General features: G+C 32.9%; 14 protein-coding genes, 2 tRNA genes and 1 pseudogene. 13 read left to right on the plus strand and 4 right to left on the minus strand.

Features of this window, described 5'->3' with window-relative positions:
- Nucleotides 1-432: 432 nt before the first annotated feature.
- The 12 genes and pseudogenes from secG to radA all read left to right on the plus strand — a co-directional run bounded on the left by secG (nt 433) and on the right by radA (nt 12,983).
- Complete coding sequence (gene secG, locus A4A67_RS00195; RefSeq protein WP_067568987.1) at nt 433-738, plus strand: preprotein translocase subunit SecG; 306 nt, start codon at nt 433-435, stop codon at nt 736-738.
- 9 nt (nt 739-747) lie between these two features.
- A tRNA-Leu gene (locus A4A67_RS00200) sits at nt 748-829 on the plus strand.
- Between the two features lie 224 nt (nt 830-1,053).
- Nucleotides 1,054-1,338 carry an LSm family protein gene (locus A4A67_RS00205; protein WP_067568990.1) on the plus strand — a complete coding sequence of 95 codons (285 nt, stop codon included), beginning with the start codon at nt 1,054-1,056 and terminating at the stop codon, nt 1,336-1,338.
- 14 nt (nt 1,339-1,352) lie between these two features.
- Nucleotides 1,353-2,837, plus strand: coding sequence for a transcription termination factor NusA (nusA, locus tag A4A67_RS00210; RefSeq protein WP_067568993.1), 1,485 nt, complete (start codon nt 1,353-1,355; stop codon nt 2,835-2,837).
- A gap of 22 nt (nt 2,838-2,859) precedes the next feature.
- Nucleotides 2,860-5,535 (plus strand): translation initiation factor IF-2, encoded by a 2,676-nt coding sequence (gene infB / locus A4A67_RS00215; protein ID WP_067568996.1) that lies wholly within the window; start codon nt 2,860-2,862, stop codon nt 5,533-5,535.
- A gap of 43 nt (nt 5,536-5,578) precedes the next feature.
- Nucleotides 5,579-5,989, plus strand: a complete 411-nt coding sequence (rbfA, locus tag A4A67_RS00220) for a 30S ribosome-binding factor RbfA (protein WP_067569644.1) — start codon at nt 5,579-5,581, stop codon at nt 5,987-5,989.
- The gene (gene truB, locus A4A67_RS00225; protein ID WP_067568998.1) at nt 5,986-6,921 is read left to right on the plus strand and encodes a tRNA pseudouridine(55) synthase TruB; all 936 of its coding nucleotides are present in this window, start codon (nt 5,986-5,988) and stop codon (nt 6,919-6,921) included. The genes rbfA and truB overlap by 4 nt, the downstream gene beginning before the upstream one ends.
- Before the next feature lie 102 nt (nt 6,922-7,023).
- Nucleotides 7,024-7,293 (plus strand): 30S ribosomal protein S15, encoded by a 270-nt coding sequence (gene rpsO / locus A4A67_RS00230; RefSeq protein ID WP_067569003.1) that lies wholly within the window; start codon nt 7,024-7,026, stop codon nt 7,291-7,293.
- A 138-nt stretch (nt 7,294-7,431) separates the two neighbouring features.
- Nucleotides 7,432-9,516, plus strand: coding sequence for a polyribonucleotide nucleotidyltransferase (pnp, locus tag A4A67_RS00235; protein WP_067569005.1), 2,085 nt, complete (start codon nt 7,432-7,434; stop codon nt 9,514-9,516).
- Nucleotides 9,517-9,607: 91 nt separating this feature from the next.
- A pseudogene (locus tag A4A67_RS00240) lies at nt 9,608-10,978 on the plus strand (DEAD/DEAH box helicase); the annotation flags it as partial.
- Nucleotides 10,979-11,111: 133 nt separating this feature from the next.
- Complete coding sequence (locus tag A4A67_RS01685) at nt 11,112-11,198, plus strand: DNA polymerase III subunit psi (RefSeq protein WP_082797656.1); 87 nt, start codon at nt 11,112-11,114, stop codon at nt 11,196-11,198.
- 399 nt (nt 11,199-11,597) lie between these two features.
- Nucleotides 11,598-12,983: a DNA repair protein RadA gene (radA, locus tag A4A67_RS00245; protein WP_067569009.1), complete on the plus strand. Its 1,386-nt coding sequence runs from the start codon at nt 11,598-11,600 to the stop codon at nt 12,981-12,983.
- Between the two features lie 40 nt (nt 12,984-13,023).
- On the opposite strand, the gene A4A67_RS00250 is transcribed toward radA, so the two are convergent.
- From A4A67_RS00250 to rpmH, 4 genes are all read right to left on the minus strand, one after another.
- Nucleotides 13,024-13,096, minus strand: a tRNA-Lys gene (locus A4A67_RS00250).
- Between the two features lie 51 nt (nt 13,097-13,147).
- Nucleotides 13,148-14,506 carry a tRNA uridine-5-carboxymethylaminomethyl(34) synthesis GTPase MnmE gene (gene mnmE / locus A4A67_RS00255; protein ID WP_067569012.1) on the minus strand — a complete coding sequence of 453 codons (1,359 nt, stop codon included), beginning with the start codon at nt 14,504-14,506 and terminating at the stop codon, nt 13,148-13,150.
- A 593-nt stretch (nt 14,507-15,099) separates the two neighbouring features.
- Entirely contained in the window at nt 15,100-15,450 is a 351-nt protein-coding gene (rnpA, locus tag A4A67_RS00260) for a ribonuclease P protein component (RefSeq protein WP_067569014.1), read from the minus strand.
- Nucleotides 15,451-15,466: 16 nt separating this feature from the next.
- The gene (gene rpmH / locus A4A67_RS00265; protein ID WP_067569022.1) at nt 15,467-15,610 is read right to left on the minus strand and encodes a 50S ribosomal protein L34; all 144 of its coding nucleotides are present in this window, start codon (nt 15,608-15,610) and stop codon (nt 15,467-15,469) included.
- Between the two features lie 364 nt (nt 15,611-15,974).
- Here rpmH and dnaN point away from each other — a divergent pair, with 364 nt between their 5' ends.
- Entirely contained in the window at nt 15,975-17,105 is a 1,131-nt protein-coding gene (gene dnaN / locus A4A67_RS00270) for a DNA polymerase III subunit beta (RefSeq protein ID WP_067569024.1), read from the plus strand.
- Nucleotides 17,106-17,437: the final 332 nt, after the last annotated feature.

Here is a 17,437-nt window from a genome sequence, read left to right on the forward strand (position 1 = left end):
GTAAAATATTGATAAATTTTGCAAAGATAAACGTCTTAGATTATTTCTCTATAATGTTATCTGTTAGATTTAACTGGGTGCCAATAATATCAGTATTAAAAAACTGAAAATTATTGTTTATTTTGCTGTACCGTACCAGATTGCTAGCTATTAAGTTGTTGCATTAGTATGGATGGAGGAGCCACAAGTACATCTTGATGGAAAAGTTGACTACTGTCGATGGTATTATTATTGTTGTCATTTATAGTTAAAAAGAGAATATCTGTTGTTTAATTTTAGTTTGTTTTTCTGCTAACAATTAGTTAGCTGTAAAATATAGTGGCAACTAAAGTAAGTTTTATTTTAAAATTAATTTTGATTAAAATTGAATATTTTAGATACCCTCTTATAAAAAGAGATATCTATTTAGTAATTCAATTACGGATACAAAATATGTATCGATTTCTATTAGTTATTTTTCTAGTAATATCTATTGTACTTATAATACTAATTATGCTGCAACAAATTAAAGGTGCTGATGTAAAAACTTCATCAAGTGTAGGCAGTACTATATTTAGTTTTAAAACTTATAATAAGTTCGTAACTAGTATAACATTTATACTAGCAACGCTAGTTTTTGTTCTCAGTTTAATACTAGGAAATATAAGTAATAAATATAGTAAAAAAATAAATGGTACCGATCTAAATAATGTTCAGTATAAAAAAGTAAACCAGTTGAAAAATTGCAAACATGATTAGTAATTCAGTGCCGAGGTGGTGGAATTGGTAAACACGCTACCTTGAGGTGGTAGTGCCGTAAGGCTTACGGGTTCAAATCCCGTCCTCGGTACTAATTTTAGAAATAATTTTTTCATAAATATTAACAGTTTCACATAAATAAAATATTTTTTAAAAAATTTTTCAAATATACTTGCTGTATTATAGGTTTTTATTAATTAAAATTTAAATCACCATAATTTTCTGGGTATTTTATTAGCTTGATAGCTAGAGATTAAATCTAGCTTAATAGTCAAATTGTTTATTGAAATTACATTCTTATATTTGGAGTTACTTTTGACAACATTAAAACAAAAATTAATAGATATAATCTATGAACCGATAAAAATATTAGAATTTATTCTAGTAGTTATTGACTTTATTCGTAATTCCCAGTCAACGTTACATATCTATAATAGTGAATTTATATTAATGTTACGTATTACAGTAAAAAATAAATTGCTAGAAATTATAAAAACAGTATCTAGTAAAATAGTTACTGTAACTGTAGATGAAAAATATAAATTAGCAAATAATATCCAGAAAGAAAATATAGTACCTATAGTTGTAATGTATTACTAACTAAGGTAACTAAAATGAATAAAGAAATTCTTGCTGTTGTTGAAGCAGTTTCTAATGAAAAATCAATCCCCAGAGAAAAAATTTTCGAAGCTCTAGAAATAGCACTAGCTACAGCAACTAAGAAAAAATACGAACAAGAAATAGATGTTCGCGTTAGTATAAATCAAAAATCAGGTGATTTGAATACCTTTCGTCGTTGGATTATTGTAGATAAGGTTACTCAACCTACTAGGGAAATTACCCTTGCTGCTGCAAAAATTGATGATCCGCTAGCAACAATAGGTGGTTATATAGAAGATAAAATAGATTCAATTACATTTGATCGTATTACTACTCAAACTGCAAAACAAGTAATAATTCAGAAAGTACGTGAAGCAGAACGTGCAATTATTATCGATCAATTCTGTCATTACGAAGGGAAACTTCTAACAAGTGTAGTGAAAACAGTTAATAGAGATAACTTAATTTTAGATTTAGGAAACCATGTTGAAGCAGTAATTTGTAGTGAGGATATGCTTCCTAGGGAAAATTTTCGTACTGGAGACCGTATACGAGGGATATTATATTCTATTCGTCCCGAATCTAGAGGTGCACAACTGTTTGTAAGTAGATCACGTCCGGAGATGTTAGTCGAATTATTCAGAATTGAGGTACCGGAAATAAGTGAGGAAATAATTGAAATTAAAGCTGTTGCTAGAGATCCTGGTTCCCGTGCAAAAATAGCAGTGATAACCCATGATAAACGTATTGATCCTATTGGAGCTTGCGTCGGAATGCGTGGAGCACGTGTTCAAGCAGTTTCTAATGAACTCAATGGCGAACGTATCGATATTGTGTTATGGGATAATAATCCTGCTAAGTTCGTTATTAATGCCATGGCTCCTGCAGATATCGCTTCTATAGTAGTAGACGAAGATAAGCACACGATGGATATCGCGGTAGAAGCAAATAATCTTGCTCAAGCTATTGGACGTAACGGACAAAACGTTAGACTAGCTTCCCAGCTTAGCGGCTGGGAGTTAACTGTAATGACAGTAGAAGATCTAAAGTTAAAACATCAAGCTGAAACCAATGAAGCTATCAATATCTTAACTAGTAATCTACATATTACTAAAAATTTAGCTACAGTGCTAGTAGCGGAAGGTTTCTCATCCCTGGAAGAATTAGCATATGTACCGTTAAATGAATTGCTAGAAATGAAATTGATAAATGAAAAAACAATAATAATGTTACGTGAAAAAGCAAAAAATGCACTGAATAATCTTTCTTTAGCGAAAAAAAAGAATAAAAAAGTACCAGCTAAAGATCTGCTAGATCTTCCAGAACTGGAGCGATGCATAGCATTTAAATTGGCTCAGCATGGTGTTTGTAATTTAGAAGATCTTGCTGAACAGAGTGTCCAAGATATATCAAATATTGAAGGTTTGAGTAATGAAAAAGCAGGAAAGATAATCATGGCAGCGCGTAATATTTGCTGGTTTAAAGATAACAATAAATAAATTATAGCAGGAAATTAACAGCATGACAGATATAACAGTAACCATGAAATCGCTCGCTGCTGAAATACATATTCCGGTTGATAACCTTATAAAGCAATTTGCTAATGCTGGTATCGATAAAACAGCAGTGGATTCTGTAACTGAAATAGAAAAAAAAATTTTTTTTGCTTATTTAAACAATAGAAATATTATTTCTAATAAATTAACTTGGCAACGTAAAATACGTAGCATGTTAAATATTTATACTACAGAAGGTAAAAGTAAATCGATACCAATTGAATTTCGCAGAAATCGCAATTATATACAAAATAATCCAAATACTCAATTATATTCGCAAGCTGAAGAAAAAGCTCAAAGAGAAGCTGAAGAAAAAGCTCAAAGAGAAGCTGAAGAAAAAGCTCAAAGAGAAGCTGAAGAAAAAGCCCAACGAGAAGCTGAAGAAAAAGCTCAAAGAGAAGCTGAAGAAAAAGCTCAAAGAGAAGCTGAAGAAAAAGCTCAAAGAGAAGCTGAAGAAAAAGCCCTACATAAAAAAGATAAAAATAAGCGTAAAGAATTAGCTAATTTTAAACGCCCAGTTGCAGATGAAATGCATCATAAAGTAGAAGAAAAGAGCTATAAACAAGTTGATAAAAAACGTCGGTTTGCTGAAAAATTAGGTAATAATTTGAATACTGCCTCTGCAGAAGAGGTAGATATTATTAACTATTACAATTTTAATACCTCTAATTATGTCCTAGAAGCAGAGGAAGAAAATGATATAAAAATTGAAGGTGATCATCGCCGTACCAGAGTTTTCAACTCTAGTAAGAAAAAAATAAGTAAACTATCAGCATTAGATTCTGATAGAGAAGAAGCACGAACAGTAGGTAGTTATCATAAAAATCAGCGTAAAAAAAGCACTTTACTACATAGGTTTAATAAACCCACCCAAGTGGTGAACCGCGATGTAATCATAGGGGAAACTATTTCTGTAACAGAATTAGCTAATAAAATGGCTCTAAAAGTATCGCAGGTCATTAAAACAATGATGAAATTAGGTGCTATAGCTACCATCAACCAAGTTATAGATCAAGAAACAGCGCAACTCATAGCAGAAGAAATGGGTCATAATGTTATACTATGTAGTAAAAACAAGTTAGAAGAATCAGTAATGTATGAACGCAATACCATAAATCCAGCTACTACAGAATTACGTGCGCCAATAGTAACTATAATGGGACATGTAGATCATGGTAAAACATCTATACTAGACTATATTCGCACGGCTAAAGTAGCGGCAGGAGAGGTAGGTGGTATTACGCAGCATCTGGGTACCTATCAGTTAAAAACTGAAAAAGGAATGATAACTTTCCTTGATACACCAGGTCATGCAGCATTTACAGCAATGAGAGCACGTGGTGTGCAGATAACGGATATAATAGTACTAGTAGTAGCTGCAGATGAAGGAGTGATGCTGCAGACAATTGAAGCTATTCAGCATGCAAAAGTCGCTAAAGTACCAATAGTAGTTGCTGTTAACAAAATTGATAAACTAGAATCAAATCCAGATATCATAAAAAATGAACTTACAAAATACGATCTGCTTCCAGAAGAATGGGGTGGTGAAAATCAATTTGTATATGTTTCTGCTAAAACTGGCTCTGGTATTGATAAATTACTTGAAGCAATTTTACTGCAAGCAGAAATTTTAGAACTCAAAGCAATCAATAAAGGATTTGCTTCTGGTGTCGTCATCGAATCTTGTTTAGATAAGGGATTAGGTCCAGTTGCTACAGTGCTAGTACTTGAAGGTACCCTTAATCGGGGTGATGTAGTTCTTTGTGGTTTGGAATATGGTCGTGTGCGTGCTATGCGCAATGAATTTGGTTGCGATTTAAAATCTGCTGGACCATCTGTTCCCGTTAAAATTTTAGGCCTATCAGGAATTCCAGCTGTTGGTGATAAAGTAACAGTAGTACGTGATGAGAAAAAAGCACGAGAAGTAGCTATTTATCGCCAAAGTAAATTTCGTGAAATAAAATTAGCACGTCAACAACAGTCAACTCTGGAAAACATGTTCTCTAACTTCACTAAAAGTGAAATATCTGAACTAAACATAGTGCTTAAATCTGACGTACAGGGTTCAGCTGAAGCCATCAGCAATGCACTAGAAAATTTATCTACCGAGAAAATAAAAGTAAAAATTGTGGGTTCTGGTGTGGGTAGTATTACTGATACTGATGTAACGTTAGCAGCAACCTCTAATGCTATTCTACTAGGTTTTAATGTTCGTGCAGAAAATTCTGTTAATCAGCTTCTTGAAACAAAAAAAATTGATATACGATATTACTCAATAATCTATGATCTCATTAATGAAGTAAAAAAAGCCATGAATTGTATGTTATTACCAGCATACAAACAGGAAATAGTAGGTATAGCAAAAGTTAGTGATGTATTTAATTCACTAAAATTCGGTGCTATTGCTGGTTGTATAGTAACTGAAGGAGTAGTTAAATGTCATAATAAAATACGTATTTTGCGTAAAAATGTAGTAATTTATGAAGGTGAAATAGATTCATTACGACATTTTAAAGATAATGTTAACGAAGTTCGTAATGGTATGACATGTGGTATTGGAGTAAAAAATTATAATAACATTATTTTAGGTGATATAATTGAAGTATTTAACTCTGTTGAGATAAAACGTACTAGTGTCTGATAAGATTTTATCAGGCAATATTTTATTTGAGAATATTTGTAAAATGGCAAACGAATATAGTCGTATACAGCGCGTTTCACAGGAAATTAAAAAAAATACTGCCATTATCTTACAGCGCGAAATTAAAGATCCTCGCATAAAAATAACAACAGTATCCTACGTTAAAGTTTCTAAAGATTTCGCTTATGCAAAAATTTTTGTTACTTTTTTAAATAACGAAACACCTGAAAAAGTTAGAAAAAATATTCATCTTTTACAAGATATGGCGTACAAAGTACGCCTACTTCTTGGTAAATCAATGTACTTACGTATAGTGCCAGAATTAACTTTTATATATGATAATTCACTTGTAGAAGGAATACGTATCACTAAATTAGTGAGACAGGTTGTTAAAAATAATAATAGCCAAACTTTATATATAAATAAGTATCTTGAAGATACTGAAAAAACATGAAACATCTAAACTGCAGCTATCGTAATATTAACGGTATTGTACTGCTAGATAAACCCCTAGACATATCATCTAACAATGTGTTACAAAATGTGAAGCGTCTCTATTATGCTAAGAAGGCCGGGCATACTGGATCCTTAGATCCATTAGCAACTGGTATGTTGCCTATTTGTTTAGGCGAGGCAACTAAATTTTCTCAATTTTTGCTAAATGCCGATAAACGATATAAAGTAACCGCTAAATTAGGTGAGCGTACAAATACTTCTGACGCTAAGGGACAAATTATTAATAGACGACCCGTCTTACTAAATAAGACGAAGTTAATGACAGAGCTTAACTATTTCCTCGGTGAAAAAAAACAAGTGCCGTCTATTTTTTCAGCTTTAAAATATCAGGGGCGTCCTCTGTATGAATATGCTAGGAAAGGAATCCCAGTGGTACGCGAGGCACGACCAATTAATATTTACGATTTAAAATTACATCATTGGGACTTAACTAAGTTAGAACTAGAAATTCATTGTTCTAAAGGAACTTATATCCGCACTATTATAGATGATTTAGGTGAACGTTTAGGCTGTGGTGCACACGTAATTGCATTACGAAGAATAGCAATAGCTAACTATTCTAGCAAAGATATGATAACACTTAAAACTATTCAAGCTATACATACCGAAACTAGACAAGAAACCTTAGCGTGTTTAGATGCTTTACTATTACCTATAGATAGTGCTCTAATAGCTATGCCTACAATAAATATCCCCTCTTCCCTAGCAGATAGAGTGTTATTGGGTCAACCTATAAATCTTATAGCGCCACCTACGGTGGGTTTAGTACGGATGATTTATGGTACTACTAATCAATTTTTTGGTATTGGAGAAATAACATCTCAGGCACTTCTAATTCCACGTCGCCTGATAGCTAAAAACTGTATCTAAATACACATTTATTAGTATTGCGATTAAGAATTACTAATAGTAAAATAGTAGCTAAATTAGAGATCAACGTTCATCTATTTTACCATAATTTGGAGTATTATAATGTCTCTAAGTTTTGAAATAAAAGAAAAAATTATTTATAATTTCGGCCGTAACGCTAAAGACAGCGGTTATACTGAAGTTCAGATAGCTATTTTAACTACTAATATTAGCCATCTGCATAATCATTTTATAGAACATAAAAATGACCATCATAGTCGCCGGGGTCTATTACGTATGGTTTCAAAACGCCGTAAACTGCTAGAATACTTAAAAAACAAAGATAGAGTACGTTATACCAACCTTATTGAACGTCTAGATCTTCGTCATTAATTTAGTAGTAATTTTTAAGGATATTTTAGGAGAAGCAACATTAATACGGCGTAAGATCAGCTTTATCCTTTAAGATTTAATCGTGATTGTATTCTGGATTTAAAGAATAGACACGAACTTTTAAATAAGGAAATTATTTTGCTAAATCAGATTGTTTGCAAGTTTCAATACGGTTCTCATACCGTAAAAATAGAAACTGGACTAATGGCCCGACAGGCTACTGCTGCAGTTATGATAACTATGGAAGATACAGCAGTTTTTGTAGCTGTTGTAGGCGCCAAACAAGAAAAAACAGGACACAGTTTCTTTCCGTTAACAGTGAATTATCAAGAACGAACTTACGCTGCGGGACGTTTTCCCGGTGGCTTTTTTCGTCGTGAAGGACGACCTAGTGAAGGCGAAACTTTAATTTCTAGATTAATTGACCGACCTATTCGTCCTTTATTTCCCGAAGGTTTTTTTAATGAAGTACAGATTATTGCTACAGTGGTATCGATTAATCCTCAGATTAGCCCAGATATTGTAGCAATGATTGGAGCTTCAGCAGCGATAAGTCTGTCAGGTATTCCTTTTAACGGTCCTATTGGTGCCGCCAGAGTTGGTTTTATTAATAACCAGTATGTATTAAATCCTACTAAATTAGAACTAACTGAAAGTAGATTAGATCTAGTAGTTGCTGGTACTGCTAATACAGTACTTATGGTAGAATCAGAAGCACAATTACTGAACGAAGATCAAATGCTGGACGCTATAGTATATGGACATAATCAACAACAAGTAGTAATAGACAATATTAATGAATTAGTTGCTAAAGCTGGTAAGCAAAAATGGCAATGGCAGCCACCAGCTATTAATGTTCCCCTAAAAAAGAAGGTTGTAGAACTAGCTGAATCTCGTCTCTGTGAGGCTTACAGCATCACTGAAAAACAAAATCGTTATACAGCTATTGCCGCCATAAAGACAGATACTATAGAAAATTTAAAGTCCCAGGACAAAAATTTAGAAGAAAACGAAATACAAAGTATTTTCTGTAGCATAGAAAAAAATATAGTACGTAGCAGAGTATTACAAGGAAAACCGCGTATCGATGGTCGTGAAAAAAATATGATTCGTAATCTAGATATTAGGATTGGGATCCTACCACGTACTCACGGTTCAGCGTTGTTCACTAGGGGAGAAACTCAAGCACTGGTTACCGTTACGCTAGGAACTGAACGTGATGCACAGAATATTGATGACCTTACAGGTGAAAGAATAGATAGATTTTTACTACACTATAATTTTCCTTTTTATTGTGTGGGTGAAACCGGTATGGTAGGATCGCCAAAACGTCGTGAAATAGGCCACGGACGTTTAGCAAAACGGGGAATTATGGCAGTAATGCCTAATGCCCACGAATTTCCTTATACCATTAGAGTAGTAGCAGAAATAACTGAATCTAATGGTTCTTCTTCAATGGCTTCTGTTTGCGGTGCTTCGCTAGCACTAATGGATGCTGGAGTACCTATCAAAACAGCTGTTGCTGGTATCGCTATAGGTTTGATTAAAGAAGAAGATAATTTTGTTGTATTATCTGATATCATCGGAGATGAAGATCATTTAGGAGATATGGATCTGAAAGTTGCTGGTAGTATTGAAGGTATTACCGCATTGCAAATGGATATAAAAATAGAAGGAATAACACGCAAAATAATGAAAATAGCGCTTGAACAAGCTAAAAGCGCCAGAACTCATATCATTAAAATCATGGAACGGTCTATTAGCTCGCCCCGTTGTAATATTTCTGAATTCGCACCCCGTATTCATACGTTAAAAATTAATCCCAATAAAATAAAAGATTTAATTGGTAAAGGAGGTTCTGTTATTCGCGTGTTAACAGAGGAAACTGGTACAACGATAGAAATTGAAGATGACGGTACTGTAAAAGTTGTAGCTATTAGCAATGATAAAGCTCACCACGCTATTCGTCGTATTAAAGAAATTACTTCTGAAATAGAAGTAGGACGTATTTATAATGGTAAAGTTGCTCGTATAGTTGATTTTGGAGCTTTTGTTGTTCTAAGTGGTGGCAAAGAAGGTTTAGTACATATATCTCAAATAGTAGATAAACGTGTAGAAAAAGTTACTGATTATCTTGAATTAGGACAAGAAGTTCCTGTTAAAGTTATTGAAGTAGACCGTCAGGGTCGTGTTCGCCTAAGTATCAAAGAAGCCAGTGTTTAAAATAAAAATACACATAAAAGCTAACTTTTTTAGAAAAAATTTTATTTAATAGAAAAAAATACAATACATTTAAAAATGAGACACGCGTACAATGTCTAAAGTAGAAACATCTTTTTCCGATTTGGGGCTTAAAGCTCCTATTCTTAAAGCACTGGAAGATCTTGGTTATGAAAAACCATCACCAATACAGTCTGCTTGTATTCCGCAGCTGTTAGCTGGACGTGATGTCCTAGGTATGGCTCAAACAGGTAGCGGGAAAACTGCTGCTTTTTCTTTACCGTTGTTACAAAATATTAATCCAGAATTAGCTGCACCACAGATATTAGTTCTAGCTCCTACTAGAGAATTAGCAGTACAGGTAGGGGACGCCTGTATATATTTTGCTAAGTATATAACAGGTGTTAATATAGTTTCTTTATACGGAGGGCAACGTTATGACTTACAATTACGCGCCCTGCGCTATGGTCCCCAAGTTGTTGTTGGTACTCCAGGACGCTTATTAGATCATTTAAAAAGAGGGACTCTAAATCTATCGAATTTAAATGGATTAGTGCTAGATGAAGCGGATGAAATGTTGCGAATGGGGTTTATAGAAGATGTAGAAAATATTCTCTCTCAGATACCAGCTAAACATCAAACTGCTTTGTTCTCAGCTACTATGCCCGAAGTAATTCGTAGAATTACGCGACGTTTTATGAATAATCCATATGAAGTACGGATTCAATCTAGTGTAAATACCTGTCCAGATATCAATCAATGCTATTGGATAGTTCAAGGAGGAATACGCAAAAATGAAGCTTTGGCTCGTTTTTTAGAAGCAGAAGATTTTGATGCAGCTATTATATTCGTGCGTACTAAAAATGCCACATTGGAAGTAGCCGAAGCGTTAGAAAAAAACGGTTATAATAGTGCTGCTCTCAATGGTGACATGAATCAAACATTACGAGAACAGACATTAGATCGTTTGAAAAAGGGTCGTTTAGATATACTGATAGCTACTGATGTCGCTGCACGGGGACTAGATGTTGATCGTATTAGTTTGGTAGTAAACTACGATATTCCGCTAGATTCTGAATCTTATGTTCATCGTATCGGACGTACCGGTCGTGCGGGACGAACTGGTAGGGCACTATTATTTGTAGAAAACAGAGAACGACGTCTATTGCGTAATATTGAACGTCTCATGAAACTGAGAATAAATGAAGTAAAACTACCTACTCCAGAAATGTTAAGTAGCCGTAGGTTAGCTAATTTTGCAGATAAAGTACAAAATCAGCTAGAAAGTAATGATCTAAATATGTATCGCGCACTGTTAGCCAAATTACAACCGGCGGAAGAGTTAGATATGGAAACTTTAGCTGCAGTATTGTTGAAAATGGCCCAAGGAGAACGTCCCCTGATATTACCACAACATAATAATATTAAACGTCGTAATCGCATACGACGTAATTTTAGAGATCGTAAGTATAGTGTTGAAGTTCCTCGGGATAATATTTCCAATAAAAAATAAATTATCTCGTTTTCAAAATTAGAGCACTTATAAATAAAATTTAAAACAGATTTTATCTGTCATTAAGATTGCGCATCTAATATAAATGAAAACCAGAAGCTACTGGTTATTACAACATATGGTAATTATGCAATGGACACTAAGGTGTCCAAAAGTTATAAAAAAGAAATAGTAATTAAATTATCCAATTGTTTGTATCTTACTCACTGCCACCAACAGATCATCTTTAATAAGAAAATGTAGTACATAGTATGTTGCTAACTAAATAACAAATAATACCTGAACAAATAATGATGCTTTCAGAAAAAGTATGCTGTCATGGTTAGGTATAAAAGAAGCTATGCGTAATTTTGATGGAATATCCTAACGCCACATTTAGCTTATTTTTCGTGCAATAATGTAGCCAAAAGTGAGCTATGGTGCTGGATAAGTAATAATTATTGAATTTATTAATTAAATTAATGACTAGTAGTTACTAACTATATTATAATAGTTATTCATATATTTCTTTCTGTAAAAGAAGTAGAAACTAAACTATAGCATTCAACAATAGTGCTGAGATTAATTTATTATGGCCAAAATAGCTAAACATACTTTTGCATGTAATCAATGCGATACAACTTATCTTCGTTGGCAAGGGCAATGTACTGTATGTTATGCCTGGAATTCTATTACTGAGATTCTCTTTAATTCTACTAACTCAGCAGTAAGCCAAGATCAGTTTAGCGGTTATGCTGGAAATAACCGCGTAAATAAAATACAAAAGCTATCGGAAATCAATATCGAAGATATTCCTAGATTTTCAACAGGTTTTAAAGAACTTGATCGTGTGCTAGGTGGAGGTATAGTGCCAGGTAGCGTTATTTTAATTGGAGGTAACCCTGGAGTAGGAAAAAGCACACTTCTAATGCAAACACTCTATAATATTACTGCTAACATGAATACTCTATACGTAACTGGTGAGGAATCATTGAAACAGGTGGCACTGCGTGCACACAGAATTAATTTACCTATCAGAGATATAAGTATCTTATCAGAAACTAGCATTGAAAAAATTTGCATAAAAGCTTTGCAGAAAAAAATTAAATTAATAATAATTGATTCAATTCAAGTAATGCATATGACAAATTTACAATCTTTACCAGGTAGCGTTACTCAAATAAGGGAATCAGCTGCTTACTTAACACGATTTGCAAAAACAAAAGATGTTGCTATTATTATAGTTTATCATGTGACTCAAAATGGATCTTTAGCTGGTCCCAAAATGCTTGAACATTGTATAGATTGTTCTATTATGTTAAATAGAGATTCTGATTCTAGTATACTAACACTACGTAGCCATAAAAACAGATTTGGAGCAATAAATGAGCTGGGATTGTTTACAATGACCGCACATGGATTGTGTGAAATTAGTAATCCATCAGCTATTTTCTTAACCAGCGGGGAAATAACATCTGGAAGCAGCGTAATGGTAGTATGGAAAGGTACTCGACCGCTACTAGTAGCGATTCAAGCGTTAATAGATAACTCAATCATAATAGAAAATCCTCGTATAGTAACTGTAGGATTAGAGAAAAAAAATAGACTAGCAATTTTGTTAGCGGTACTACACCGTCACGGAGGATTGCAAATAGCAGATAAAAATTTGTTTATTAATGTAGTTGGCGGGATAAAAATTCATGAAACCAGCGCTGATTTAGCGCTTATGTTAGCGATAATCTCTAGTATGAGAGACTGTCCTTTACCGAAAGATCTAGTTACATTCGGTGAAATAGGTATCGCAGGAGAAATTCGCCCAGTACCTAGTGGTCCTGAAAGAATTCAGGAGGCTTTTCAACATGGTTTTCAACGTGCTATTGTGCCACAGGAAAATGTACCTAAAAAAAATACCACAGATATGCAGATTTTTGGGGTAAAAAAAATAACTGATGTGCTATCAATACTAGAAAAAATATAAAATAATAATAATTAAAAGTTTCTTATTCTACTTTTATTTATGGGTCGTGTAGGATTCGAACCTACGACCAATTGATTAAGAGTCAACTGCTCTACCAACTGAGCTAACGACCCCATTTATATATAAATATCTTAATTTAACACATATGTCAAATATATTGGTAATTATTTACCAATACAAAAACTAGAAAAAATTTTTTTCAGCAAATCATTCGAACTAAATTCTCCTGTAATTTCACTAATTATTTGTTGCGCTAACCGTAATTCTTCAGCTAATAGTTCACAAGAAAATGCATTCAATAATTGTTCTTTTCCTTGAAGTAAATGTTTTCCAGTATTTTTTAGTGCTTCTAGATGACGGCGCCGCGCTAAAAATTTTCCTTCAGTGCTACCAGCAAAACCAATACTTTGCTTTAGGTGTTCCCGCAATAAATTTATACCTATATTGTATTTTGCTGAAATAGTTATGATTGAGTAATTGTTTATTTTTTTTATACCAATTTTTTCTCCGGTAAGATCAGCTTTATTTCTAATTATAGTGACCGTTATACTAGATGGTATGCGTGCTATAAATTTTTGTATTGTGATAATATCACTAGGTGTAGTTTTAGTACTATCTAAAATTAATAATACATGATCTGCCTGTTTAATTTCACGCCAAGCACGCTCAATACCAATTTTTTCTACTTCATCTTCTGATTCTTGTAAACCAGCGGTATCTATTATATGCATAGGAATACCGTTTAGATGAATATCTTCATGCAAGATATCGCGTGTCGTACCTGCAATTGCAGTTACAATTGCTACATCACGCCCAACTAAAGTATTTAGTAGGCTAGATTTACCAACATTGGGTTTACCAGCAATGATTACTTTAATACCTTCACGTAAAATACATCCATGATGAGCTTCGTCGATTATCGTATTAAGTTTAGTAATAATATCGTTTATACTTGATTCTATTTTACTCTTGGAAATAAAATCAATGTCTTCATCTGGAAAATCAATAGTAGCTTCAACAGCTATGCGCAAATTAGTCAGCATTTCTACTAATTCATGAATACGAATAGAAAACTTGCCTTGCAATGATTTGAACGCAGATCTTGCTGCTTGAACTGAACTAGCCTCTATAAGGTCAGCAATAGCCTCTGCTTGAGCAAGATCTAACTTGTTATTTAGAAATGCACGTTTAGAAAACTCTCCTGGATGAGCAATCCGTACTTTAGGAAGCGATAGAATTTGTTGCAATAGCATATCTAATATTATAGGACCACCGTGACCCTGTAATTCTAAAATATCTTCACCAGTAAAAGAAAAAGGACCTGGAAAAAAAATAGCAATACCTTGATCTATAGGAGTGCCGTTACTGTCGTAAAATGGTAAATATTCAGCTTGTCGTGGACTGGGCAATTTACCCAATAATCTGTTGGCTACAGATGTAACTAAAGGTCCAGAAACACGCAAAATACCTATTCCCCCACGTCCTGGCGGTGTAGCAATAGCAGTGATAGTATCTGTACTCATATAAATTTTATATATTAAATAATCCCGCGTTTTTCAAGTAAACGATAAATAATATTTTGCTGCAAATTATAATTTCTATAAAGTGGTTTATCATATCGCTCTAATGTTAGTTTTTGTTGCTACATTGAAGTATACTGTAATAATGTAGCTAGCGTACAATAAAAATTATGATAATAATAGAGCCAAAAAAGTAGAATTATAGATAAATTTAATAGTTTCTGAACAAGAATAAGTAATGCATGGAATTTTATTTTGCTACCAGCTTTAAAGTTTGGTAGCCTAGCTGGAAAAATTTTCCTTGATTGTTAGTTTTAGGTAAAAAAGAAACTTTTTAAGTTAACCAAACAATATTAGTTGTATTATTGATATTATAAGAATAATAAATTATCAGCGTATAAATGTTTCATACCATCGTAAATTACATAAGTAAATATTTATGAGTCTCTTTTATAAAAAAGAGTCTATGGCGAATACATTTGTTCTTTTGAAGATTAGTTATTGTAAAAAAAATTTTTTCATCTCCAAAAGATGAGTATTGATGCTTTTATATTACAAACAAGTAGTCATCTGCATCTGGTCAAGTAACGCTCAAATTAGCGACGATAATGATCGTTCCATACTTTATCTAATATTTCTATTATGGTATGATTATTAATCTGGGTAAAGTCTTTTTTAGTAAAAACTATAAAATCCATTGTAAGCAAATTATGCTGTTTCAGGCGAAAACTTTCGCGTATTAAACGTTTAATTCTGTTGCGTTCATGGGCTTTTTTTATATATTTTTTGGCTATAGTAAAACCTAATCGGGGATGACCTAATGTATTCAAGCGACTAATAATAATAATATCCTGCATTCCACCAAACTGGTGATGGTTTTTAAATACACTTCTAAAATCATTAGAAGTTAACAACCTTAATTTACGGGGAAAAGCTAGATTAATCACTTAATAGTAAGTATTTTTATTTAGAAGAAACAGTTAAACATAAACGTCCTTTAGCACGTCGTCTTGCTAAAATATGACGCCCGTTTTTATTTGCCATACGAATTCTAAAACCATGGGTACGATTACGTTTTAATACTGACGGTTGGAAAGTGCGTTTCATAGCGATCTCTACCTAAATTTATATAAAATATAAATAATTATCGACAACTAAATTCTATTTATAGAATAGAATTATTCTAATAACTATATAATATTAAGTCAATTTACATGTATATCTTAGCATACCCCATTTTATTATAAATAAATAACCAAATCACCATAGCTAACAATTAAATAGATTATTATTTTCTCAAATAAATTTGATACTCAAGATAATACTACAAACATGAAGAAATTTTCAATTAATACTATTAGTAGTACTTTTCAAAGCATTGCTAATAGCTCTAAACAATGAATACTTTTAGTAAACAGCATACTACGGTACTATATGTTTGTAGAAAAAACTTAGCCGTTGGAAAAAAACTATGAAATTTATCATCAAACGTGAGCATTTGCTCAAGCCTCTGCAACAAGTAAGCAACACATTGGGGGTTAAGCGTCCTATTTTTCCTATTTTAAATAACCTTCTATTACAGTTAATTAAAAATAGTTTGCTATTAACTGGTACTGATTTAGAAATAGAAATAGTAGCTAAAGTCGTACTGAATAATTTTTATGAAACAAATATAGCTACCACTGTACCAGCACGTAAATTTTTTGATATTTGCCGAGGTCTACCAGCAGAATCAGAGATCGAAGTAACATTAGAAGGTAAAAGAATATTAATTTTATCTGGTCGTAGCCGTTATTTACTTTCTACACTACCTGCAATAGAGTTTCCAACTTTAGATTATTTACAAAAAATTTTAGTACAATTTAATATTAAACAGTCAATTTTGAAACAATTAATTGAGTCAACTCAATTTTCTATGGCACATCAAGATGTACGTTATTACTTAAACGGTATGTTATTTGAAACTGAAGGAGATACATTACGTGCTGTGGCTACAGACGGTCACAGATTAGCCATGTGTGTAGTACCCGTAGTAATAGACAATATTTTGCCATTCCATTCTGTTATTATACCACGTAAAAGTATATTAGAGTTAGTACGCATACTAGATAGTAATAGTGATAAGCCAGTAAAAGTGCAAATTGGTAGTAATAATATCCGTCTCAGCTTCAGTAATTATAGGTTTACTTCAAAACTAATTAACGGTAGTTTTCCTGATTATCGTCGCGTATTTCCCAAAAATACTGATAAAAACATTGAAATAAACTGTGATGCTCTGAAAAAAGCTCTTACACGAGCAGCTATTCTCTCCAATGAGAGATTTTATGGTGTCAGGTTATATCTGAGTACTAACAAATTAAAAATTACTGCTAATAATCCTAAACAAGAAGAAGCAGAAGAGATTCTTGATGCTACCTATCATGGTAGTGAAGTAGAAATTTGTTTTAATGTTAATTATGTACTTGATGTGCTCAATGCTTTGAAAGGTGATATAGTACAAATATTACTCACAGATGGAATTTCTAGTATTCAAATGATAGATAATGCTGCTAATAATAACCAAGTATCTGCTATTTATATAATTATGCCGATACGGTTATAACTATTGTCTATTAATAATAAAATTTTCTAGTTTAGAAGTGGGTCAGGTTTGAAACCACCTGTTTGTTAACAGATAGTTAGGAAACATTAAATAATAAAAAATACCAGTATGGGTGAAAGTACTCTTTCTGCGCCTCAGTAATCCAATGAGTATGCACTCAACATAAATTTGAAAAATTTCTATACTTTTTAGTATAATTTATTAGGTATATTTTACAAACGAAACTTTCTTATGGAGTATAGAGAATAGACATCGCACAATCTACTTGCTACTTACGGACAGAACAACATAGTTCCTTTTTATTATAGCTATAACTAACATAGAAATGTTCT

The organism is Candidatus Mikella endobia (assembly GCF_900048045.1).
GTDB classification, from domain to species: Bacteria; Pseudomonadota; Gammaproteobacteria; order Enterobacterales; family Enterobacteriaceae; genus Mikella; species Mikella endobia.

Bases quoted from the DNA above. Each gene is read 5' to 3' on its own strand.
- radA (WP_067569009.1), top strand. From the start codon at position 11,598: ATGGCCAAAATAGCTAAACATACTTTTGCATGTAATCAATGCGATACA.
- secG (WP_067568987.1), top strand. From the start codon at position 433: ATGTATCGATTTCTATTAGTTATTTTTCTAGTAATATCTATTGTACTT.
- mnmE (WP_067569012.1), bottom strand. From the start codon at position 14,506: ATGAGTACAGATACTATCACTGCTATTGCTACACCGCCAGGACGTGGG.
- nusA (WP_067568993.1), top strand. From the start codon at position 1,353: ATGAATAAAGAAATTCTTGCTGTTGTTGAAGCAGTTTCTAATGAAAAA.
- A4A67_RS01685 (WP_082797656.1), top strand. From the start codon at position 11,112: ATGAAAACCAGAAGCTACTGGTTATTACAACATATGGTAATTATGCAA.
- dnaN (WP_067569024.1), top strand. From the start codon at position 15,975: ATGAAATTTATCATCAAACGTGAGCATTTGCTCAAGCCTCTGCAACAA.
- rbfA (WP_067569644.1), top strand. From the start codon at position 5,579: ATGGCAAACGAATATAGTCGTATACAGCGCGTTTCACAGGAAATTAAA.
- infB (WP_067568996.1), top strand. From the start codon at position 2,860: ATGACAGATATAACAGTAACCATGAAATCGCTCGCTGCTGAAATACAT.
- truB (WP_067568998.1), top strand. From the start codon at position 5,986: ATGAAACATCTAAACTGCAGCTATCGTAATATTAACGGTATTGTACTG.
- rpmH (WP_067569022.1), bottom strand. From the start codon at position 15,610: ATGAAACGCACTTTCCAACCGTCAGTATTAAAACGTAATCGTACCCAT.
- rpsO (WP_067569003.1), top strand. From the start codon at position 7,024: ATGTCTCTAAGTTTTGAAATAAAAGAAAAAATTATTTATAATTTCGGC.